Raw genomic sequence first — 21,403 nt, 5'->3', positions numbered from 1 at the left:
CCTAGGCCCGACTGGAGGGCCCTTCCCCGTGCCGCGACGCGGCCGCTGTGGTGAAGTGACCCCCGTGCACCACCGATCCGACGACCCCTGGCACGTCCGGCAGTCCGAGCTGGACCTGCACCACCCCGCGGCCGCCGCCTCCGTCCTGACGCTGTCCAACGGGTACCTCGGCGTGCGCGCCGTGCCCGAGCGCCCCGGCCACGGGCACGGGCCCGGCACCCTCCTCGCCACCGTGCACGAGGAGGTGCCGCACACCTACGCCGAGCGCGCCTACGCCGACCCCGAGGTCGACGAGGTCCTCGTGCCCGTGGTGGACGCGTGGGCGGTCGGCTGGACCGTCGACGGCGACGAGCTCGACGCACCCCCGTCCGACGCCGCCGGGCCCGGCGAGGCCCGGCACGACGACCGCGTGCTCGACCTGCGCCGCGGCGTCCTGGACCGCGAGGCGCGCTGGACCGCGCGGTCGGGCGCCGCGGTGACGCTGAGCACCCGGCGCCTGGTGTCGCTGACCCGGCGCGGCGTGGTCGCGACGCGGTGGCGCGTCCGGGCCGAGGACGCGGTGACGCTCACCGCCCGGCCGGTCCCCGGCTGCGGGCACGCGGACGCCGGCCCGGCGGACGAGCCCGGCGTGCGCACGCTCACCTGCCGGCACGACCCGGAGGGCTCCGCGGTGCACCAGCGCGCCGAGCGGTCCGGCCGCGAGCTGGTGGTGCGCACCGCGCACCTGGTCACCGCGGACGACGGCGTCGACGCCCGGTGGTCGACCGACGACCCGCACGGCGCCGTCCTGTCCGTCGACCTCCGCGCGGGCCAGCAGGTCGAGCTCGTCGTCCTGGCCGCCTACGCGGGCGGCAGCGACCCCGAGGCCCTGCACACCCAGGCCGACGCCGAGCTGCGGGGCGCGCGCGAGGCGGGCTGGTCCGGCCTGCGGCACGAGCAGGAGACCGAGCTCGCCGGCATCTGGGCGCGCGGCGACGTGCAGGTCGAGGGCGACGACGAGCTGCAGCTCGGCGTCCGGTACGCGCTGCTCCAGGTCGTGCAGGCCTCGGCCCAAGCCGACGGCGCCGGCATCCGCGCCAAGGGGCTCGGCGGCACCGGCTACCACGGGCACACGTTCTGGGACTCGGAGTGCTTCGTGCTCCCGGTGCTCGACCACGTGCTGCCCCGCGCGGCCGCCGACCACCTGCGCTGGCGGCGCGGGACGCTCCCCCAGGCCCGCGCCCGGGCGGTCGAGCTCGGGCTGCCGGGCGTGACGTTCCCGTGGCGGACGATCAGCGGCAAGGAGTGCTCCGGCTACTGGCCGGCGAGCACCGCCGCCTACCACGTCAACGCCGGCATCGGCTGCGCGGCGGCCCGGCACGTCGTCGCGACCGGCGACGAGGTGTTCGACCGGGACGTCGCGGTCGACCTGCTCGTGCCGACCGCCCGGCTGTGGGCCGGCCGCGGCCACCACACGCCCGAGGGGTTCCGGATCGACGGGGTCACCGGCCCGGACGAGTACACGGCGATCGTCGACAACAACGCGTACACGAACCTCATGGCGCGGGAGAACCTGCGCGCCGCCGCCGACGCCTGCGAGCGGCACCCCGACGTCGCCGCACGCCTCGGCGTGACCGCCACGGAGCGGGCCGAGTGGCGGCGCGCCGCCGACCGGATGATGGTCCCGCACTCCACCGACCTCGGGATCACCGAGCAGCACGAGGGCTTCACCCGGCAGGCGCCGTGGGACTTCGCGGCGGAGCGGAACGCGCAGTACCCCCTCCAGGAGCACCACCCGTACGCCGAGCTCTACCGGCGGCAGGTCACCAAGCAGGCCGACCTCGTGCTCGCGCTGCACGTGGCGGCCGACGACATCCCGGTCGAGCAGAAGCGGCGCGACTTCGCCTACTACGAGGCGATCACCGTCCGGGACTCGTCGCTGTCCGCGCCCGCGCAGGCGGTGGTCGCCGCCGAGGTCGGGCACCCGGACCTCGCTTACGCGTACGCCCGCGAGTGCGCGCTCATCGACCTGTCCGACCTCCGCGCGGAGACCGGCGAGGGCCTGCACGTCGCGGCGCTCGCCGGCGCGTGGACGGCGCTCGTGGTCGGGCTCGGCGGCCTGCGGCAGCGCGGCGACACGCTGGACCTGGTGCCGCGGCTGCCGCGCCGGCTCACCCGGGTGTCGTTCACCGTGCTGCAGGGCGGCGCGCGGGCGGAGGTGGACGTCCGGCGGGACCTGGTGACCTACCGGCTGCTGTCCGGGGACGAGATCCTGCTGACCCACCACGGCGAGCCCGTACACCTGTCGACCGCGGCCCCGGAGCAGGAGCGCCCCCAGCCGCCGCTCGAGCACCACCCGTCCCCGCCGCAGCCGCCGGGCCGGCACCCGGTGTTCGACGAGACCTGAGCGAGGGCCGCCCTCTCGAGGTCGCCGGTTCCGCGCCCGCGCTCGGCGTGTCGCACCGCGTGTCGCGGCGGAACCGCCGACCTCGACGACCTCAGCGCAGGTACGCCGCCGCGGCCGCCCGCACCGCCGCGCCGGTCCGCTCGAGCGCCGCCGTCCGCACGGTCCACTGCTGCCAGTGCAGGACGACGTCGACGTGCCGGCCCGGGTCGAGGTCGACCAGCGTGCCGTCCTCCTCGCCGGCGCGGGCGTCCGCCTCGGGCAGCATCCCCCAGCCCAGCCCGAGCCGGACGGCGAGCGCGAAGTCCGCGGAGGAGGGCACGTGGTGCCGGGGCGCGAGCAGCGGATCGGCGCCGCGACCGCGCAGGTACCGGTCCTGCAGGTCGTCCTTCTTGTCGAACACGACGAGCGGCGCGGCGGCGAGCCCGGCCGGCGTCGGACCGTCCGGCAGCAGCGCGGCGGCCCGGTCCGCGGCGACCATCGGCCGGTAGCGCAGGACGCCGAGACGGTGCGAGGTGCAGCCCTGCACGGGGCGCGCGGCGGTGGTGATCGCGGCGACCACGGCACCCTCCCGCAGCAGGTCGGCGGAGTGGTCCTGGTCCTCGCGGTGCAGGTCGAACACGATCTCGTCGGCGAGCGGCGCCAGCGCGGGCAGCACCCAGGTGCCGAGCGAGTCGGAGTTCACCGCGATCGGCAGCACCGGCCGGCCGGACGTCGCGCCCGCGGTCACGGCGGCGCGCGCCTCGTCGGACAGCGCCAGCACCTGCCGCGCCAGGCGCAGGTACACCGCGCCGGCGTCGGTCACCCCCGCGGGCCGCGTGCGCCGCACGAGCACCTGGCCGACCGCGGTCTCCAGCGCGCGGATGCGCTGGCTCACGGCCGACTGCGTGAGGTGCAGCGCGACGGCCGCGCCCTCGAACGAGCCCTCGTCGACGACGGCGAGCAGGGCGCGGAGCTGCGGGAGGTCGGCGTCGGCCATGCCGGGACCCTACCGACCCCCCGCCCCGCACCCCGCGCACGCCCGCACGCCCGCACGCCCTGCACGCCCCGCACGCCCGCACGCCCGCACGCCCGCACGCCGAGCTTGCAGAAGATGCGTGGTTCCTGCCCCTCGGACCCCGCATCTTCTGCAAGCTCGGCGAGAGCGCAGGAGGCGCGGTGGCGCCGCCAGCATCAGGTGCACTGATGGGGCATCGATAGCAGTCGTTGGACTGATGGTGTCGGCCCGCCCTAGCGTCGCCTCGTGCCCGACTCCCTCGCCGCCGCGCTCACCGGCCTCGCCTTCGGCCTGTCGCTGATCGTCGCCATCGGCGCCCAGAACGCGTTCGTCCTGCGCACGGGCCTGCGCCGGACCCACGTGCTGCCCGTCGTCGCCGTGTGCGCGCTGTCGGACGCCGTGCTGATCCTCGCCGGGGTCGGCGGCCTCGGCACGCTCGTCGACCGGCACCCGGCGGTGCTGACGGTCGCCCGGGTCGCCGGCGCGGCGTTCCTGCTCGGGTACGCCGTGGTGGCCGCCCGCCGTGCGCTGCGACCGGGCGCCGTGCTCACCGCCGAGGACGGCGACGCCGCCCCCGCCCGGGTGTGGCCGGTGGTGGCGACCTGCCTCGCGCTGACCTGGCTCAACCCGCACGTGTACCTCGACACGGTCGTGCTGCTCGGCTCGGTGGCGGGCACGCACGGCGACGCGCGGTGGTGGTTCGGCGGCGGCGCCGTGCTGGGCAGCCTGATCTGGTTCACCGGGCTCGGGTACGGCGCCCGCCTGCTGCGGCCGCTGTTCGCGCGGCCCGGGGCGTGGCGCGTGCTGGACGCCGCGATCGCGCTGGTCATGGTCGCGATCGCGGCGAGCCTGCTGCTCGGGCTGTGACCCGTCAGGCCGCGGCGCGCCGCCGGCGCACCAGCGCCGTGACCCCGTAGATCCCGACCACGACCGCCACCAGCCCGGCCGTGGCGAGCAGCTGCCCGCGCGCCGTGCCGTCCGCGAGCATGAGCACCACCAGCCCGGCGAGCGCCGCCAGCGTCGCCCAGGTCAGCCACGGGTAGCCCCACATCCGCAGCGGCAGCTCCTCGCCCCGGGCCCGGGCCTCCGCCTCGAGGCGCGGCCGGAGCCGGAGCTGGGCGACCGCGACCAGCACCCAGACGACCAGCAGCGCAGCGCCGACCGCGTTGAGCAGGATGCCGAGCAGCGTGTCGGGCAGCGCCCAGTTGAGCCCGACCGCCACGACGCCGAACGCCACCGACACCAGCACCGCCACCCAGGGCACGTCCCGGCGGGACACCCGGCGGAGCACCGCGGGGCCGTCGCCGCGGCCGGCGAGCGAGTACACCATCCGGGACGTGGCGTAGACGTTCGCGTTGAACGCCGACAGCAGCGCGATCACCACGACGGCCTCCATCAGCCGCGCGGCGCCCGGCAGGCCCGCGACGTCGAGCACCGCCACGAACGGCCCCTCCTGCAGCACGGGCGCGTCCCACGGCAGCACGAGCACGATGATCGCCACCGAGCCGACGTAGAACAGCAGGATGCGCCACAGGATGGTCCGGGTCGCCCGCCCGACGGCGCGCTGCGGGTCCCGGGCCTCGGCGGCGGCGATCGTCACGATCTCGATGCCGCCGAACGCGAACACGACGACGAGCAGCCCGGCCGCCACGCCGCCGACGCCCTCCGGCGCGAAGCCGCCCTGGCCGAGCAGGTTCGTGGTGCCGACCGGGTCGGTCCCCGGCAGCAGGCCCAGCACGAGCAGCACGCCGAGCACGAGGAACACCACGATCGCGGCGACCTTGACCAGCGCGAACCAGAACTCGAGCTCGCCGAACTTGCGGACGCCCGCGAGGTTCGCGGCGGCGAACACCGCCACCACCACCAGCGCGACGCCCCACTGCGGCACGCCCGGCAGCCAGCCGGTGACGATCCGCGCGACGCCGGTGATCTCGGCGCCGAGCACCATGATCAGCGTGAACCAGTACACCCACCCGAGCGTGAACCCCGCCCACCGGCCCAGCGCCCGCTCCGCGTAGACCGAGAACGAGCCGCTGGCCGGCAGCGCCGACGCCATCTCGGCGAGCATCCGCATCACCAGGACGACCAGGACGCCGGCGATCGCGTACGACACCAGCACCGCCGGCCCGGCCGTCGCGATCCCGACACCGCTGCCGAGGAACAGGCCGGCGCCGATCGCGGAGCCGAGGCCCATCATCGTCAGGTGCCGGGTGCGCAGGCCGTGGCCGAGGTGGTCGCCCCCGGCGGGGCCGGCGTCGGCGGGGGTGGCGGTCGGCGGGGCGTCGGTGGCGCGGGGCATGCGGGCTTCCTGGTGCGGCTGGTGCCGGAGGTGCGGCTGGTGCGGCTGGTGCGACGCCGCGGGGCCGCGGCGTGGTGGCCGGGCGGGGTCGCCGGCCGGCGCACCACGGTAGCCCGGGTCGGGGCGCCCTACTTCCCGCCGCGCTCCCGCGACCGCCGCCACCGGGTCAGCCGCTCCTCGAACCGCCGGTCCACGTGCCGGTCGACCTGGCGGCTCAGCTGCCGGCTGACCTGCTCGTCGATCTGGGCGCGCAGCTGGCGGCGCTCGGCGCGCAGGAACGCCGTGTGCTCCGCGTGCAGCGCCCGCGACGTCGAGATCACCATGCCGATCATCACGACGCTGAACGGCAGCGCGATGAGGATCGCCGCCGTCTGCAGCGCCGTCAGCCCGCCCGCGAGCAGCAGGGCGATCGCGAGCACGCCGCCGAGGCCCGCCCACACGACGCGCAGCGGGGTTCGCGGGTGCGGGTCGCCGCCCGCCGCGAGCATCGACACGACGAGCGCGCCGGAGTCGGCGGACGTGATGAAGAAGAGGGCGACCAGGATGATCGCGCCGATCGACAGCACCGCCCCGCCGGGCAGCCCGGCGAGCAGGTCGAACAGCGCGTTCTCCGGCACGACCTCGCCGTCGGGGCCGACGAGCCCGCCCTGGCCGAACAGCTCGCGGTGCAGCGCCGAGCCGCCGAGCACGGAGAACCACAGGAAGCAGACGATCGTCGGGACCAGCAGGACGCCGCCGACGAACTGGCGCACGGTGCGGCCGCGGGAGATGCGGGCGATGAACACGCCGACGAACGGGGACCAGGAGATCCACCACCCCCAGTAGAACGTCGTCCAGGACGCCTGCCAGGCCTCGCCCTCGGCGCCGGCGTACGCGGACACGTTGAACATCAGCGGGATCACCTGCGACAGGTACGTGCCGATCGACTGCACGAACTCGCGGAGCAGGAACAGCGTCGGCCCCAGCACGAGCACCAGCACGAGGAGCACGCCCGCCATCGACACGTTGATGTTCGACAGCCACTTGAGACCCTTGTCGAGGCCCGAGACCACCGACAGCGTCGCGATCGCGGTGATCACGAGGATGAGCACCACCTGCAGCGTGGTCGAGCTCGTGGCGATGCCGGTGTGGTCCAGGCCGGCGGTGATCTGCAGGACGCCGAGGCCGAGCGAGGTCGCGACGCCGAACACGGTGCCCACGACGGCCGTGACGTCGACCGCGTCGCCGATCCGGCCGCGCACCCGGTCGCCGAGCAGGGGCTCCAGCGACCACCGGATCGACACCGGGCGGCCCTTGCGGTGCACGGTGTAGGCGATCGACAGGCCGACGACCACGTAGATCGCCCAGGCGCTCAGGCCCCAGTGCAGGTACGTCTGCGACATCGCCTGCTGCGCGAGCTGCTCCGGGGTCCCGGTGACGCCCGGCTTCGGGTTCGCGTAGTGGCTCAGCGGCTCCGCGACGCCCCAGAACACCAGGCCGATGCCCATGCCGGTCGCGAACAGCATCGCGAACCACGACCCCAGGGGGTACTCGGGCTCGTCGTCGTCCTTGCCGAGCGTGATGTCGCCCCACCGCCCGACGCCCAGCCAGATCGCGAACGCGACGAAGCCGGCCACCAGGGCGACGTAGTACCAGCCGAATCCGCTGACCACGTTCGACTGCACCGACCCGATGACGTCGTTCGCGGTGTCCGGGAACAGGATCGTGAACCCGGAGACGGCCGCCACGACGGCCACGGAGCCCCAGAACACGGCCCGCGACGTGCCCCACGGGCCGCGGCCGGCGCCGGGACGTGGCGCCCGCTCGTCGGTCGGGGTCTCGGTCGTCGGTGTCGCCACGGGGGTCCTCTCGGCGGTCGGCGGCAGGGCGCCGACCACCCTAGCCAGGGCGGTCCCACCCAGCCACAGGACGGCGGACCCTCAGGTCAGCGGGCGCGCCGGTGGCGTCACCGGCGCCGGACCACCAGCCGTCCCGGCCCGCCGTGCGCGTGTCGGTGGCCCGGCCTAGCGTGACCGCCATGACCGAGCAGACTCCCGAGAACAGCACCGACGCCGCCAAGGACCCGGCCGACTGGGTGACCGGCGACGAGCCGATCACCGGTCCGCAGGACTCCTACCTGCACACGCTCGCGCGGGAGGCCGGCGAGGAGGTCCCCGAGGGCCTCACCAAGGCCGAGGCGTCCGAGATGATCGACCGGCTGCAGGGCGAGACGGGTCGCGGCGCGAGCTGACCCGCCCGGGGTGGCGTACGCGGACCCGCGGGCGGCTCAGTCGTCCGCGGGCTCCCGCAGCACCGGCCAGGCGCCGTCGGACGTGTTCGCGAGCACCGTCACCGTGACGCCCGTCGCCGGGTCGTGCGCGGTGCGCGCGGACACGCCGGCGTCGTACCCCTCCAGCACCAGCTCGTCGGTCCCGAGCGCGAGCCAGAACCCGCGGCCGTACCGCATGCCCTCGTCCTCGACGACGTGCCGCGGCTCGACGAGCCGCTCGACGGCCGCGAGCGGCACGATCCGCCCGGTCGTCAGCGCCCGCCAGAACGCCGCGAGGTCCGCCGCCGTGGTGGCGAGCCCGCCGTCGCCGCTCCCCCGGACCGGCAGGTGCAGCACGTTCGTCCGCGGGCCCTCCTCGTCGAGGTAGCCGACCGCGAGGTCCGCGGTGGGCTCGTCGGACCGCGGGTAGCCCGTGCGCGTCATCCCCGCCGGCCCGAGCACCCGGTCGGCGACCAGGTCGGGGAACGGCACCCCGGCGACCCGCTGCGCCACGAGCGCCAGCAGCACGTAGCCGGCGTTGTTGTACGCGAACCGCTCGCCCGGCTCCGAGACCTGCGGGTGCGGCGCCAGCATCGGCAGGTAGGCCTCGGTGTCGTCCAGCACGTGGGGCGGCAGGGTGAGGACGTGGTCGGTGATCGACCCGAGCGCCGACTCGTCCAGGTAGTCGCCGATCCCCGACGTGTGGTCGAGCAGGTGGTCGACGGTGACGCGGTCGTCCACCAGCGGCAGGTCGCCGCCCAGCACCGGCCGGACCGGGTCGTCCCAGCCGAGCCGGCCCTCCTCGACCAGGGACGCGATCGTCAGCGCCGTGAACCCCTTGGCGACGCTGGCCACGCCGAACCGGTGCTCGACCGACGCGGGCACCCGCCGGGCGCGGTCGGCCCAGCCGTACGCGCGGGCGAGCACCACCTCGTCGCCCCGGGAGACGTGCACCACCCCGCTCAGCCCGGTCGCCTCGGCGCGGGCGTGCAGGGCGCTCGCGCGGTCCTCGGGTGCGTTCGTCGGGCGGCGGTGCGCGGCGCTGGTCATGCCGACGACCGTACGAGGGCGACCCCCCGGCGGGCGAGCGGTTATCCCCAGCCCCAGGACGAGTCGGGGTGCTGCTCCGGGCACTCCGCCGCCCCGTCCGGCAGCTTCTCGAAGTGCCACACCTCGTTCGCGTACGTCTGGCACAGCCCGAACTCGACCGCGCGCTCCGCGAGCCAGTACGCGCCCTGCGTCGCGCCGACGTCGATCGCCAGTCCCTGCACGTGCGCGGACGTCTCCGCGGGCAGCACCCAGCGGTACGCCTCCGGCACGCCGTGCTCGGCCACGGCCTCGTCGACCAGGCGCTGCTGCTCCTCGGCGGTGCGCCGGCCCGAGGTGATCCGGAGCTCGACGTCCTCGGCCGCCGCCGCCGCGCGGGCCGCCTCGAACCGGGCGAGCAGCTCGGCGTCGACGCCCTCCGCGGGGCCGTCCGGCGTCGGCGCTCCCGGCTCGCCCGTCGGCGCGCCCCGCACCTCGTCGCCCGGCACCGCCGCGACGCGCGGCGGGTCGTCGGCCGCGGTCGCCGCGGAGCAGCCGGCGGCGGCCAGCGCGACGACGGCGAGGGCCGCGGCGAGCGCGGGGCGGCGGGCGGAGGCGGGGCGGGCGCGGTCAGCGGCCGGCGCGGGGCGGGCGCGGCGGCGGCCCGGCGCGGCGAAGGCGCGGCGGCGGTGCGGGTCGTCGGTCGTCATGCCCCCACGCTCCCGCGGCCTGCGGCACGGTGCGTCGGCCCGCGGTCCGACCGCGCCGCGCCCGGGTCCCCCCGCGGTCGCACCCGCGCCTGGTCCCGCCGACCGACCCCCGGGGCCGCAGGCGCCCCGCCCCGCTCAGCCCCGCGCCCGCGCCAGGCGCTTGTCCCGCTCCTCCTGCTTCAGCTCCTTCGCGCGCACCTCGCCGCGCAGCGTCACCCGCGCGATCCCGTCCAGCAGCCCGGCGTCCGCGTCCTCGTGGAACACCCGCCCGTACCGGATCCGGCTGAACACGTCGACCATCCGCCGGTCGAGGTACCCGATCGCGACCCGGCCGAGCAGCCAGGCGGCCGCGCCCCCGTTCACCGCGCCGAGCACCACCAGTGCCGCGCCGAGCGGCGCGCCCCCGCGCGGCGCGACGTACACGATCGCCGCGGCCGTCGGCGCCACCGCGACGACGATCGCGAGGATCACCACCCAGACGTGCACGGCGATGTTGCCGTTGGCGTCGTTGGGACCGACGCGGCGGCGCGGGTCGACGCCGGGCGACACCCCGACCGCCGAGGTCAGCACCGCGGCCCCGGTCGCGGCGCCGAGCACCGCCGGGACCGCCGCCGCGACGAGCGGCACCGTCCACCACGCCCCGCTCAGCACCAGGAACGGCACGGTGACGAGCACGACGCGCGGCGCGAACACGAGCACCATCGCCCACTGCCGCCCGCGCACGTCCGCGCGCACCGACCCGGCGTCCTCGCCGACGACGTTCTGCCACACCGCCGAGCCGTCCTGCCCGTACAGGTTGCAGCCGGACAGCCCCAGCACGAACGCCACGATGACGCCCGCGAACGCCGCCGCCGGCCGGGTGTACCCGCCGAGGAGCGCCAGCACGCCGATCACCACCCCGGTCCACAGCGCGGTGGAGCTCTCCAGCGCCCGCCACGGGTCGCGCCGCCACTGGCGCACCTCCTTGCCGACGACCGCGCCGGTCGGGCTCGCCGGCAGCAGGCCGCCGCCCGCCACCAACCCGCGGGACCGGGGCCGGCCGCGCCGCCGGGCCGCGCGCGCCGAGCGCGGCACGAGCAGCGGGACGGCCGCGGCGACCAGCACCACGTCCAGCAGCGCGAGCCCCCCGAGCAGCGCCAGCGCCCGGCCGGCGTCCCCCGCCGCGGCCGCGTCGGCCGCGAGCACCGGCCACGACGACGGCAGCGCCTCGAGCACCGTGGTGACCGGGCCGTCGGGCAGCCCCCGGGTCAGCAGCGCGGGGACGCTCTCCATCGCGACCGAGACGATCATCCAGCCGGCGAACATCGCGGCGAACATCACCCCGAACTGCACCCCGGCGATCTCGATGCCGAGCTTCGACTGCATGGCCGCGCCGAGCAGGCCGTAGACCAGCCGGGACGCCACCACCAGCAGCACCCACGCCAGCACCGCGCCGACCACCCCGGCCGCCACCGCGGCCGGGCCGCCGCGCGCCCCGTGCGCCGCGACCGCCAGCAGCGCGACCAGCACGACGCCCGCGGCGATGCTGACGAACACGCTCATCAGCAGCCCGCTGCCCACCTGGCGCCGCGTCAGCGGCAGCAAGGCGAAGTACTCCGCGCGCAGCACCCCGGCGCCGCTGGTCAGCACCGGCCCGACGAGCCCGCCGAGCGTCCACACCGCCAGGAGCAGCGTCAGCGCCGAGCGGCGCACGCCGTCGTCCTGCACGCCGACGGCCACGGCCCACGTCGCCGCCGCGAGCAGCCCGCCGAGCACCCAGCCCACGAGCCGCAGCCCCGGGAGGGCGTTGCGGAGCATCGCGAACTTGAGCGCGATCATCCCGCGATCCACGCCAGCTCCTCCTCCCGCACCTCGGGCTCGCCGACCAGCGCGACGAACCGGTCCTCGAGCGCCGCGCCCGCCCGCACCTCGTCGAGGGTGCCCGCGGCCTCGACCCGGCCGCGCACCACGATCGCCACCCGGTCGCAGAGCTGCTCGACCAGCGACATCACGTGGCTCGACACCACGACCGAGCCGCCGGCGGCGGTGAACCGCCGCAGGATCCGGGTGAGCACCCGGGCGGACACCGGGTCCACCGCCTCGTACGGCTCGTCGAGCACCAGCACGCGCGGGGTGTGCAGCAGCGCCGTCGCGAGCCCGATCTTCTTCCGCATCCCGGTGGAGTACTCCCCCACCAGCGTGCCGAGCTGCTCGGCCTCCTCCAGCTCGAGCACCCGCAGCAGCTCGGCCGACCGCGCCGCCACGACGTCGCGCGGCATCCGGCGGAACCGACCCCAGTAGGTCAGCAGCTCGCCGCCGGTCAGCCGCTCGGGCAGCGCCAGCCCGTCGGGCAGCACCCCGAGGCGGCGCTTCGCCTCGACCGGGTCCGCCCACACGTCGACGCCGTCGACCCGCGCCACCCCCGCCGACGGCCGCAGCAGGCCGACCGCCATCGACAGCGCCGTGGTCTTGCCCGCCCCGTTCGGCCCGACGACCCCGTAGAACGACCCGGCGGGCACCACCAGGTCCATGTCGTCGACCGCCACCTTGTCCCCGAACGTCCGGCGCAGCCCGCGCAGCTCGAGCGCGGGCGCCGGCGTCGTCGTCTCCCTGTCGTCCATGCCGCCAGCCTCCGCCGCCGGTGCGCGGACGCGGATCGGCCGACCGGCCAGAGGGGTCGGCCGATCGGCCGGTCCTCGGCGCCCGGGCGGCCCGGCCGGCGTGGTCGCCTCCTACGATCGGCAGGTGACCGACGACGCGGGACGGGCGACGGCGCCGGCCGGGTGGCGGCGCGTGTCCCCGTTCGCGCGGCCGCGGACCCCCGGCGAGTGGGTGAGCGACGGCCTCGTGAACGGCCTGCTCACGCTGTCCTGGCTCGCCTCGGTCGCGGGCGGCCGGCCGGACCAGATCCCGGCGTGGTTCTGGCCGCTCGACGTCGCGCTCGGCGGGTTCGCCTGCCTCGCGCTGTGGTGGGCCCGGCGGTTCCCCGTCACGGTCGCGCTGCTGCTGGTGGTGCCCGCGGCCCTGTCGCTGTCGGGCGGCCTGGCCGGGCCGTTCGCGGTGTACCGGGCGGCGCAGCTCGGGCGGCCCCGCGCCGCGGTGGCGGTGGCCGTGCTGCACGTCGCCACCGGGCTGCCGTACCACCACCTGTTCCCGCTGCCCGGCATGTCGTGGCTCGTCTACGCCGTCGTGATCCCGCTGCTGTACGCGCTGGCGGTCACGCTCGGTCTGCTCGGCCGGTCCCGCCGGCTGGTCATCGAGGGGCTCCGCGAGGCCGCCGCACGGGACCGCGAGCGGTACGAGGCGCAGCTGACCGCCACCCGGCACGAGGAGCGCGAGCGGATCGCGCGGGAGATGCACGACGTGCTCGCGCACCGGATCTCGCTGCTGTCCGTGCACGCCGGCGCCCTGGAGTTCCGCGCGGGGTCCCCCGCCGCGCCGAGCACCGCGGAGGTCCGGGACGCGGCCCGCGTGATCCGGGAGAACGCCCACCTCGCCGTCGAGGACCTCCGCGAGCTGCTCCTGCTGCTGCGCGCGGAGGACGACCTGGCGACGGGGCGGCCGCAGCCCCGCCTCGACGACCTCGGCCGGCTCGCGGCGGAGGCGGCCGAGGCGGGCCAGCAGGTGGACCTCGTCGTCGACGTGTCGGCCGCCGGGCTGCGCGAGACCACGGAGCGGACCGTCTACCGCGTCGTGCAGGAGTCCCTGACCAACGCGCGGAAGCACGCCCCGCGGGCACCGGTCCGGGTGCGGGTGTCGGGCGGCGAGGGCGCGCGCGTCCGGGTCGAGGTCGAGAACGCCGTCCCGGTCGGGGTCACCGACGCCGACCTGCCACGCGGCGGGAACGGCCTGGTCGGCCTCGCGGAGCGGGTCCGCCTCGACGGCGGCACGCTCGTGCACGGCGTCGACGGCGGTCGGTTCCGGGTGCGGGCCGACCTGCCGCGGGCGGCGCGGTGACGGCGGGGCCGGGGCCGGCGGGCGCGGGGCCGGCGGGCGCGGGGCCGGCGGCCGCGGCGGCGCGCGTCCTGCTCGTCGACGACGACCCGCTGGTCCGTGCCGGGCTGCGGCTGATGCTCGCGGGGCACCCCGCACTCGAGGTCGTCGGCGAGGCGGGCGACGGCGACGAGGTCGTGGCGGCCGTGGAGGATGCACGGCCCGACGTGGTGCTGCTCGACGTCCGGATGCCGCGCGTGGACGGCGTCGCCGCGCTGCGCGCCGTCCGGGAGCGGTTCGCGTCGCCGCCGGCCGTCGTGGTCCTCACGACCTTCCGCGCCGACGCGCTCGTGCTGGCCGCGCTCCGCGCCGGGGCCGCCGGGTTCCTGCTCAAGCACACCCCGCCGGAGCAGATCGTCGCCGCGGTGCTGGCCGCGGCGGCCGGCGAGCCCGCGATGTCGCCCGCGGTGCTGGCCCAGCTCCTGGAGCACGTGCGCGCCGAACCGGAGCCCGCTGCGGCCGGCCCGGACCCGCTCGACGGGCTCACCGACCGGGAGCGCGAGGTGGCGCTGGCCGTGGCGGACGGGCTGTCGAACGCCGAGATCGGCGCGCGGCTGTACCTGTCGGTCGGCAGCGTGAAGACGCACCTGTCCAGCGCGCTGGGCCGCCTCGGGCTGGAGAACCGGGTGCAGCTGGCGATCGCGGCGCACGAGTCCCGCCGCCGCGGCTGAGCCCGGGCCGGGTGTCCGCGTCGAGATAGGTCCGCGCCGTCGAGGTAGGACCACCGATGGTCCTACCTCGGCGCGGAGGCCCTATCTCGGCGAACGCCGCCCCGGCCTCAGTCCCGCACGCGCGTCGCCCAGAACGCGACCGCGCCCGCCGCCGCCACGTTGAGCGAGTCCACCCCGCCCGCCATCGGGATCCGCACGGTCACGTCCGCCGCGGCGATCGTCGCCGGCTTCAGCCCGTCGCCCTCCGCCCCGAGCACCAGCGCCAGCCGCTCCGGCGGGTCGGCCTCCAGCGCGTCCAGGCTCACCGAGTCGTCGGACAGCGCCAGCGCCGCGGTGACGAACCCGGCGGCGCGCAGCAGCTCGACGCCGCCGGGCCACGGGTCCACCCGGGTCCACGGCACCTGGAACACCGTGCCCATCGACACCCGCACCGACCGGCGGTAGAGCGGGTCGGCGCACCGCGGGGTGACGAGCACGGCGTCGACGCCGATGGCCGCCGCCGACCGGAAGGCCGCGCCGACGTTCGTGTGGTCGACGACGTCCTCCAGCACCGCGACCCGCCGCGCCCCGGCGATGACCTCCGCGACGGACGGCAGCGGCGGGCGGTGCATGGCCGCGAGCGCCCCGCGGTGCACGTGGAAGCCGGTGATCGCCTCCAGCACGGGCGACTCCGCGACGTACACGCGCACGGGCTCCCCGGCCGGGTCCCGGGCCTCGAGCATCGACGTGAGGTCCGGCAGCCAGCGCGGCGACACCAGCACCGACCGCGGCCGGTGCCCCGCGGCGAGCGCCCGCCCGAGCACCGTCGAGCTCTCCGCGATGTACAGGCCCTTCTCGGGCTCGTGCCGGGAGCGCAGCGCGACGTCGGTCAGCGAGACGTAGTCGGCGAGCCGCTCGTCGTCGGGGTCGGTCAGGTGGACGATGTCGAGCGCGGGCACGCCGGACATCATCCCCCGGCGGCGGTCAGGCGAGGAACTCCAGCGCGGCGGCCACCAGCAGCCGCCGGCCCGCGGCGATCGTCGGCTCGTCGAGCGGCGCGAACTGCGCGGTGTGGTTGCCCGGGACGGCCGCGGAGAACCCGGAGACGTAGCCGTCGGGGAACAGCGCGGGGTCCATGCCGCCCCAGAACCAGAACGCGTACGGCACCGGGTCGCCCGCGTACCGGCCCCTCGGCAGCCCGTACTCGGAGAAGTCCTCGGAGCCCATGAGCGGCTCGGCGGTCCGCACCGCGCCCCCGGGCATCACCGCCTGCTGCGCGGCCATCACCCGGTCGACGACCTCGGCGGTGTTGACGGTGGCCGGCGGGTTCTCGCGCATCGTGATCGTGGGCGGCTGCGGGCAGCCCGCGGCCGCGGCCTCGGCGCCGACGATCCGCTCGACCGCGGCGACGGCCCGCGTCATCGACGCGTCGGACCGCGCCCGCAGGTTCACGGTGAACGTCGCGGTGTCCGGGATGATGTTCGACTTCGTGCCGGCGTGGAAGGTGCCGACGGTGACGACCAGCGGGTCCTCGGGCGCGGTCTCGCGCGCAGCGATCGTCTGCAGCCGGGTGATCGCGTACGCCGCGGTGAGGATCGGGTCGACGGTGACGAACGGCCGGGAGCCGTGGCCGCCGCGCCCGTGGATCGTCACGTCCAGGGTCGCGGCCGCGGCCATGAGCAGGCCCCGGGAGTGGTTCGCGACCCCGGCGGGCAGCGGGCCGACGTGCTGGCCGAGCGCGACGTCGGGCTTCGGGAACCGGGTGAACAGCCCGTCGGCGAGCATCGCGCTCGCGCCGGTCGCCGTCTCCTCGGCGGGCTGGCCGACGACGAGCAGGGTCCCGCGCCAGGCGTCCCGGGCGGCCGCGAGCGCGTCGACCGCGGCCGCGAGCGCCGTCACGTGCATGTCGTGCCCGCACGCGTGCATGGTGGCCACGGTCTCCCCCGCCGGGTTCACGTCCGTGTGCCGGCTCTGGTACGGCAGGCCGGTCTCCTCGAGGACCGGCAGGCCGTCCATGTCGGCACGCAGCATGACCACCGGGCCGTCGCCGTTGCGGAGCACGCCGACCACGCCGGTCCCGCCGACGCCCTCGGTCACGTCGAGGCCCGACGCGCGCAGCTCGGCCGCGAGCGCCGCGGCCGTGCGGTGCTCCCGGCCGGACAGCTCGGGGTGCGCGTGCAGGTCGCGGTAGAGGTCGCGCCAGTGCGCGTCGCGGGTGTCCGCCGCGTCGAGCACCCGCGCGGCGCGGGTGCGGTCGGTGGTCGGGGCGGCGTCGAGTGCCATGCGGCGGTGGTCCCTCCGGGTCGGGGTGGCGTCCCTCGCGCACGCTACCCCCGGGGCGCGGGCGGGCGGGGGTCGTGCGGCGGTCGCCGGGCGGCACCCGCGGGGCCGCTACCGCGCCCCTCTTGCCCCCGCCGCCCCGGCCGGGCCACCATCGGCCCATGCGGTACGGGGTGCTGGGGCCCGTGGAGCTCGTGACCGCGGAGGGGGCCGAACCGGTCCGCGGCTCGCGCCAGCGTGCGCTCCTCGCGGTCCTGCTCGCGCACCGGGGGGCCCTGGTCCCGCGCGAGCGGCTCATCGCCGCGCTCTGGCCGGCCGGCCCGCCGCCGAGCGCGGAGCACACCCTGCACTCGCACGCCTCGCGGATCCGCGCGCTCGTCGGTGCCGACCTGCGCGCGGTGCCGGGCGGGTACCGCCTCGACCCCCAGGACCTCGACGCGGACCGGTTCGACCGGGCCGTGCGCGCCGCCACCCGGCCCCGGTCCGCCGGGCGGGGTCGCGCCGACGCCGCCGGGGACGAACCCGCGAGCCGGGCGCAGGTGCTCGCCGACGCGCTCGCCCTGTGGCGGGGCCCCGCGTTCGGCGGCGAGGCCGACCTGCCCGAGGTCCAGGCGGAGGCCGAGCGGCTGGAGACCGCGCGGCGCAGCGCGCACGAGGCGCTCGCCCGAGCCCTGCTCGACACCGACGCGGAGCGCGCCGCGGACGCCGCCGAGCGTGCCCTGGACGGCGACCCGTACCGGGAGGGCGCGTGGGCGCTGCTCGTCCGCGCGCACACGGCCGAGGGCCGGCCCGGGGAGGCCGTGCTCGCCTACCTGCGGGCCGCCGCGGCGCTGGACGAGATCGGGCTGCTGCCGTCGCACGAGCTGCGGACCGCGCACGCCGCGGCGCTCGCGGCCGGGCGGCCGCCGGGCGCCGGGGCGCCGCCGGGAGCGGGGACGCCGCGCGCCGGGGAGCCGCCGGGGGCAGGGGCGCCGCCGCGCGCCGGGGAGCCGCCGGCGCCGGTCCGGGCCGACGGCCGCAGCGCGCCGACGGGCCCGCGCCGCACGGGCGGGGTCCGCCCGGCCGCGGGCGCGCTCCCCACGCCCGGAGCGCCGCCGGCGGCCGGCACGCCACCCTCCGCGGCCCCGCCGGCGGGCGCGCGCCGCACCGGCGCGGCGCGCACGACGCCCGGTGCCGGCCCGCCGGACGCCCCGGCCCGCGCCGCCCTGCCGCGCCCGCGCACCTCGTTCGTCGGCCGCGAGGACGAGCTGCGCGCCGCGCGCGCCCTGCTGGGCGAGAGCCCGCTGGTGACGCTCGTCGGCCCGGGCGGCGTCGGCAAGACCCGCCTGGCCCTGGAGGCCGCGGCCCGGGTCGGCGCGCCGCTGGTCCCCCGGTTCGTCGAGCTCGGGGCGGTGCGGGACCCCGCGGCGGTGCCCGCCGCCGTCGCGCACGCCCTGGACGCCGACCCGGACGACCCGCCCGCGCAGGCCCTCGCCCGGGCCGGGACGCGAGCGGTCGTCCTGCTGCTGGACAACTGCGAGCACGTCGCCGGCGCGGTCGCCGAGTGCGTCGACCTGCTGCTGTCCGAGCCCGGCCCGCTGCGCCTGCTCGCCACGAGCCGCACGCCGCTCGGCGTCGCCGGGGAGCACGTGCTGCTGGTGGAGCCGCTCGACGCCGTCGGCCCGGCATCCGCGGCGGCGCGGCTGTTCCGGGACCGCGCCCGTGCGGCCGCCGGTCGCGCGTTACCGCCGACCCCGGAGGCGGCGGTCGGGGCGCCGGACCCCGTCGCCCGCATCGTCGCCCGCCTCGACGGGCTGCCGCTCGCGGTCGAGATGGCGGCCGCCCGCACGGCGACCCTGAGCGTCGCGGACGTCGCCGACCTGCTCGACGCGCGGCTCGACTCGCTGGTGCTCCCGCGCCGGGACGCGCCCGCGCGGCACCGCTCGCTCGCCGCGCTCGTGGCGTGGTCCCGGGAGCTGCTCACCCGGGACGCGCGCCGCGCGCTGGAGGGCTGGCCGGTGTTCGCGACCGCCTGCGCCCCGGACCTCGCCGCCCGGGTGCTGGACGTCCCGGCCCGCACCGCCGAGCAGCTCGCCGCGGCCTCGCTGCTGGTCCGGGACGACGCCCGGGGGCGCACGCGGTACCGGATGCTGCAGACGGTGCGCGCGGTGATCGGCCCGCCCGCGGACGGCGTGCGCGCCCGGCACGCGGCCGTGCTGCTCGACGTCGTGCGGGACGCGGACCGGGCGCTGCGCGGCCCCGGCGAGCCCGAGGCGCGCGCCCGCCTCACCGAGCTGCTGCCCGACCTGCGCGTCGCGCACGCCTGGGCGGCGACCCACGACCCCGACCTCGCCGTGCGCCTGACCCGGGCGCTGCACCGGCACGCCGTCGACGTGCTGCGCACCGACGTGCTCGCCTGGCCGGTGCCCGGCCGCGAGGACGCGCCGGCGGTGCTCGCGGCGCTCGCGGCCCGCGCGCTGCTGCAGGGGCACCGCGGCGGGGCCGCGCGCCGGGCGGAGCAGGCGCTCGCGGGCGCGGCGGAGGCGGCCGACCGGCTGCACGCGCTCGAGGTGCTCGCCGACCTCGCGCTGTTCGAGGGCCGCACCGAGGACGCCGTGGCGCTCGGTGGCCGGATCGCCGCGGAGGCGCAGCACGCCGCCGACCCGCACTACCGGGTCATCGGGCTCACCTACCCCGCGCTGGTCGCGGCGTACCGAGACCGCCCGATCGCCGCGGAGGCCGCGCTCGCCGTGCTGCGCCGCGCGGTGCACCCCGTCCTCGCGGCGCCGTCCGACCGGGCGTGGCTGGCGTTCACCGACGGCGAGGTGCTCGCCGGGAGCGACCCGGCCGCGGCGGTGGCGGCGCTCGCGGAGGCCCGGGAGCTCGCCGACGCCGTGGGCGACCGGTACCTGTCCGGGGTCGCCCGCGCCGCGACCGTCGCCGCGGTCGCCCGCCGGCCCGACCCCGCCGGGGCGCTCGAGGAGCTGCTCGCCCTCGCCCGCGACTGGGCGCCCGCCGGCAACCGGACGCACCTGCTCACCGCGCTGCGGAACGCCGTGCCGCTGCTGCTCCGGCTGGACCGGCCCGAGGACGCGGCGCTGCTGCTCGGTGCCGTCACCGCACCGGACCTGCCCGTGACGTACGGGGTCGAGGCCGACGCGCTGGCCGCCGCCCGCGCCGGGCTCGCCGCGGCGCTCGGGGCCGAGCGGCTCGCCGCGCTGCTGGACGCGGGCGCGGACGACGACCTGGCGGCGGCGGTCGACCGGCTCCCGGCGCGGGCGGCGGGCGGCGGGGGCGGCGCGGCTGCGGCGACCGGCACGGCGGCGACCGGCGCGGCGGGCGAGGACGGCGCGGCGGCCGCCCCGCGCCCGGCCCGCGCGGCCGCCGGACCCCCGGGCCGTCAGACCCGCAGGCGGTAGAACCGGAACAGGTCGTGCTCGACGGGCAGCACCTCGACGGCGGCGTACCCCGCTGCGCGGGCGTACCCGGCCAACGTCGCGGGCCGCATGACGGTCCCCGTGCCGGCGCTCGGCCGGTGGGACATCCCGTCCGGCAGGCACACCCCGAGCGAGAACCCGTAGTACCAGCGCTCGAGGGGACCGGCGGGCGCGGCGAACTCCTCGGCGACCCGCTCGTCCGCGACGACGACCCAGCCGTCCGCGGCCACGAGCGCGCGCAGCGCACCGAGCACGCCGACCGGGTCCGCCAGGTCGTGCACGCACTCGAACGCGAGCGCCAGGTCGAACCCCCGCCCCGCCCGCGGCCCGAGGGAGGACGCGTCCGCGGCGACGAACCGCACCCGGTCCTCCACGCCGCGGGCCGCCGCGTGCCGCCGGGCCGCCGCCACCGACGCCTCGTCCAGGTCGACCCCCGTCACCTCCGCGTCCTCGTGGGCCAGCGCGAGCCCGATCGACGACCAGCCCTCGCCGCAGCCGACGTCGAGCACCCGGCCGCCGGCGCGCAGCCGCGCGTCGAGGCCCGGCAGCGCGTCCCCGAGCGCCGCGGCCAGCCCGTCCAGGAAGAACGGCCGGTTGAGCGCGGCCTGCGCCTCCCGCGCGTCCGCGCCCAGCCGCTCCCACGGCACCCCGCCGCCCGAGCGGTACGCGGCGTGCAGCTCGTCGGACACCCGCACGCTCGCGGCGTGCATCCGGCCGAGCGGCGCGAGGTGGTCCGGCGAGTCGGGGTCCGCCAGCACCGCCGCGGCGCCGGGCGTCAGCGCGAACGCGCCGCCGTCCACGACCAGGTACCCGCAGGCGGCCTGGTGCTCGAGCCACTCGCGGACGTACCGCGGGTGGGTGGCGGTGAGCGCGGCGAGCTCGTCGGCGGTGCACGGCCCGTGCCGGTCCAGTGCGCGGTACCAGCCGAGCCGGTCGCCGGCGTGGACGGCGGCCAGCTCCTGCGCGCCGAGGCTCGCCGCGAACACCCGGTCGGCGACCTCCGCGGTGCTCGGGCCGACCGGCTCGAGCAGGTCGCCGGGCCTCGCGGCAGCGCGCACGTCGGCGGCGGGCGCGCTGACGGCGGCCGCGTCGTCCGGGCCGGCGTCGGAGCCCGCGGTGGTGACGGCGGACCCGGCGGTGGTGCCGGGGTCCGGGCCGGAGTCCGGACCGGCGGACGTGCCGCGGGTCGTGGCACCGAGACCGGTGGCGGGCGTGGTCGTGGACATGCGGTCCCCCTCGCGGGTCGGGCCGTCGGCACGGTCGCCGGCGGGTCCCCACCAGGAGGCGCCCGGTCCCTCGCAGCCCCCTCGCACCCGCCTCGCAGCCCGACCGTGCGACTGCGCGATTGCGCGACCTCGCGCCGAGATGGCAGAAGATGCGCGCTTCGCCGCGCGGGAAACCCGCATCTTCTGCCATCTCGAC

The 21,403-nt window shown here is 77.9% G+C and carries 16 protein-coding genes; 6 read left to right on the top strand and 10 right to left on the bottom strand.

All coding sequences use genetic code 11. The features are described from left to right. The first annotated feature begins 64 nt into the window (after nucleotides 1-64). Nucleotides 65-2,386 carry a glycoside hydrolase family 65 protein gene (locus Cpa01nite_RS16045; RefSeq protein WP_203669788.1) on the top strand — a complete coding sequence of 774 codons (2,322 nt, stop codon included), beginning with the start codon at nucleotides 65-67 and terminating at the stop codon, nucleotides 2,384-2,386. Nucleotides 2,387-2,477: 91 nt separating this feature from the next. Here the strand turns inward: Cpa01nite_RS16045 and Cpa01nite_RS16040 are convergent, their stop codons facing one another. Further along, nucleotides 2,478-3,362, bottom strand: coding sequence for an ArgP/LysG family DNA-binding transcriptional regulator (locus tag Cpa01nite_RS16040; RefSeq protein WP_203669786.1), 885 nt, complete (start codon nucleotides 3,360-3,362; stop codon nucleotides 2,478-2,480). A 264-nt stretch (nucleotides 3,363-3,626) separates the two neighbouring features. Between Cpa01nite_RS16040 and Cpa01nite_RS16035 the strand changes: the two genes are divergently transcribed. Then, complete coding sequence (locus tag Cpa01nite_RS16035) at nucleotides 3,627-4,247, top strand: LysE/ArgO family amino acid transporter (protein ID WP_203669785.1); 621 nt, start codon at nucleotides 3,627-3,629, stop codon at nucleotides 4,245-4,247. A gap of 4 nt (nucleotides 4,248-4,251) precedes the next feature. On the opposite strand, the gene Cpa01nite_RS16030 is transcribed toward Cpa01nite_RS16035, so the two are convergent. Together Cpa01nite_RS16030 and Cpa01nite_RS16025 are read right to left on the bottom strand one after the other, a co-directional pair. Next, nucleotides 4,252-5,679, bottom strand: coding sequence for an amino acid permease (locus Cpa01nite_RS16030; protein WP_203669783.1), 1,428 nt, complete (start codon nucleotides 5,677-5,679; stop codon nucleotides 4,252-4,254). A 128-nt stretch (nucleotides 5,680-5,807) separates the two neighbouring features. Beyond that, nucleotides 5,808-7,517 carry a BCCT family transporter gene (locus Cpa01nite_RS16025; RefSeq protein ID WP_203669781.1) on the bottom strand — a complete coding sequence of 570 codons (1,710 nt, stop codon included), beginning with the start codon at nucleotides 7,515-7,517 and terminating at the stop codon, nucleotides 5,808-5,810. 179 nt (nucleotides 7,518-7,696) lie between these two features. On the opposite strand from Cpa01nite_RS16025, the gene Cpa01nite_RS16020 reads away from it, so the two are divergent. Then, nucleotides 7,697-7,909 carry a DUF3072 domain-containing protein gene (locus tag Cpa01nite_RS16020; protein WP_203669779.1) on the top strand — a complete coding sequence of 71 codons (213 nt, stop codon included), beginning with the start codon at nucleotides 7,697-7,699 and terminating at the stop codon, nucleotides 7,907-7,909. 36 nt (nucleotides 7,910-7,945) lie between these two features. Here Cpa01nite_RS16020 and Cpa01nite_RS16015 read toward each other — a convergent pair whose 3' ends face one another. From Cpa01nite_RS16015 to Cpa01nite_RS16000, 4 genes are all read right to left on the bottom strand, one after another. Continuing rightward, complete coding sequence (locus Cpa01nite_RS16015) at nucleotides 7,946-8,977, bottom strand: serine hydrolase domain-containing protein (RefSeq protein ID WP_203669777.1); 1,032 nt, start codon at nucleotides 8,975-8,977, stop codon at nucleotides 7,946-7,948. Between the two features lie 41 nt (nucleotides 8,978-9,018). Then, nucleotides 9,019-9,663: a D-alanyl-D-alanine carboxypeptidase family protein gene (locus Cpa01nite_RS16010; protein WP_203669775.1), complete on the bottom strand. Its 645-nt coding sequence runs from the start codon at nucleotides 9,661-9,663 to the stop codon at nucleotides 9,019-9,021. Nucleotides 9,664-9,798: 135 nt separating this feature from the next. Further along, nucleotides 9,799-11,493, bottom strand: a complete 1,695-nt coding sequence (locus Cpa01nite_RS16005; RefSeq protein WP_203669773.1) for a hypothetical protein — start codon at nucleotides 11,491-11,493, stop codon at nucleotides 9,799-9,801. Then, nucleotides 11,478-12,263: an ABC transporter ATP-binding protein gene (locus tag Cpa01nite_RS16000; RefSeq protein ID WP_203669771.1), complete on the bottom strand. Its 786-nt coding sequence runs from the start codon at nucleotides 12,261-12,263 to the stop codon at nucleotides 11,478-11,480. The genes Cpa01nite_RS16005 and Cpa01nite_RS16000 overlap by 16 nt, the downstream gene beginning before the upstream one ends. Nucleotides 12,264-12,387: 124 nt before the next feature. Between Cpa01nite_RS16000 and Cpa01nite_RS15995 the strand changes: the two genes are divergently transcribed. Together Cpa01nite_RS15995 and Cpa01nite_RS15990 are read left to right on the top strand one after the other, a co-directional pair. Next, entirely contained in the window at nucleotides 12,388-13,599 is a 1,212-nt protein-coding gene (locus Cpa01nite_RS15995) for a sensor histidine kinase (RefSeq protein ID WP_203669770.1), read from the top strand. Continuing rightward, complete coding sequence (locus tag Cpa01nite_RS15990; protein ID WP_203669768.1) at nucleotides 13,596-14,306, top strand: response regulator transcription factor; 711 nt, start codon at nucleotides 13,596-13,598, stop codon at nucleotides 14,304-14,306. The genes Cpa01nite_RS15995 and Cpa01nite_RS15990 overlap by 4 nt, the downstream gene beginning before the upstream one ends. Before the next feature lie 107 nt (nucleotides 14,307-14,413). Here the strand turns inward: Cpa01nite_RS15990 and Cpa01nite_RS15985 are convergent, their stop codons facing one another. Continuing rightward, entirely contained in the window at nucleotides 14,414-15,253 is an 840-nt protein-coding gene (locus Cpa01nite_RS15985) for a TrmH family RNA methyltransferase (protein WP_203669766.1), read from the bottom strand. A 16-nt stretch (nucleotides 15,254-15,269) separates the two neighbouring features. Continuing rightward, nucleotides 15,270-16,568, bottom strand: a complete 1,299-nt coding sequence (locus Cpa01nite_RS15980) for an amidohydrolase (RefSeq protein WP_203669764.1) — start codon at nucleotides 16,566-16,568, stop codon at nucleotides 15,270-15,272. A 158-nt stretch (nucleotides 16,569-16,726) separates the two neighbouring features. Here Cpa01nite_RS15980 and Cpa01nite_RS15975 point away from each other — a divergent pair, with 158 nt between their 5' ends. Then, nucleotides 16,727-19,963: an AfsR/SARP family transcriptional regulator gene (locus Cpa01nite_RS15975; protein ID WP_203669761.1), complete on the top strand. Its 3,237-nt coding sequence runs from the start codon at nucleotides 16,727-16,729 to the stop codon at nucleotides 19,961-19,963. On the opposite strand, the gene Cpa01nite_RS15970 is transcribed toward Cpa01nite_RS15975, so the two are convergent. Beyond that, entirely contained in the window at nucleotides 19,945-21,207 is a 1,263-nt protein-coding gene (locus Cpa01nite_RS15970) for a class I SAM-dependent methyltransferase (protein ID WP_203669759.1), read from the bottom strand. The genes Cpa01nite_RS15975 and Cpa01nite_RS15970 overlap by 19 nt on opposite strands. Between the last annotated feature and the right edge of the window lie 196 nt (nucleotides 21,208-21,403).

Source organism: Cellulomonas pakistanensis, assembly GCF_016862755.1.
GTDB classification, from domain to species: Bacteria; Actinomycetota; Actinomycetes; order Actinomycetales; family Cellulomonadaceae; genus Cellulomonas; species Cellulomonas pakistanensis.
The sequence above is the reverse complement of the archived record's forward strand: the minus strand, read 5'-3'. Positions and strand labels throughout refer to the sequence as shown.

What these genes read in the sequence shown, in the direction of transcription:
- Cpa01nite_RS15985 (WP_203669766.1), bottom strand. Translation starts at nt 15,253, where the DNA reads ATGTCCGGCGTGCCCGCGCTCGACATCGTCCACCTGACCGACCCCGAC.
- Cpa01nite_RS15970 (WP_203669759.1), bottom strand. Translation starts at nt 21,207, where the DNA reads ATGTCCACGACCACGCCCGCCACCGGTCTCGGTGCCACGACCCGCGGC.
- Cpa01nite_RS16040 (WP_203669786.1), bottom strand. Translation starts at nt 3,362, where the DNA reads ATGGCCGACGCCGACCTCCCGCAGCTCCGCGCCCTGCTCGCCGTCGTC.
- Cpa01nite_RS16020 (WP_203669779.1), top strand. Translation starts at nt 7,697, where the DNA reads ATGACCGAGCAGACTCCCGAGAACAGCACCGACGCCGCCAAGGACCCG.
- Cpa01nite_RS16015 (WP_203669777.1), bottom strand. Translation starts at nt 8,977, where the DNA reads ATGACCAGCGCCGCGCACCGCCGCCCGACGAACGCACCCGAGGACCGC.
- Cpa01nite_RS16030 (WP_203669783.1), bottom strand. Translation starts at nt 5,679, where the DNA reads ATGCCCCGCGCCACCGACGCCCCGCCGACCGCCACCCCCGCCGACGCC.
- Cpa01nite_RS15980 (WP_203669764.1), bottom strand. Translation starts at nt 16,568, where the DNA reads ATGGCACTCGACGCCGCCCCGACCACCGACCGCACCCGCGCCGCGCGG.
- Cpa01nite_RS15975 (WP_203669761.1), top strand. Translation starts at nt 16,727, where the DNA reads ATGCGGTACGGGGTGCTGGGGCCCGTGGAGCTCGTGACCGCGGAGGGG.
- Cpa01nite_RS16000 (WP_203669771.1), bottom strand. Translation starts at nt 12,263, where the DNA reads ATGGACGACAGGGAGACGACGACGCCGGCGCCCGCGCTCGAGCTGCGC.
- Cpa01nite_RS16010 (WP_203669775.1), bottom strand. Translation starts at nt 9,663, where the DNA reads ATGACGACCGACGACCCGCACCGCCGCCGCGCCTTCGCCGCGCCGGGC.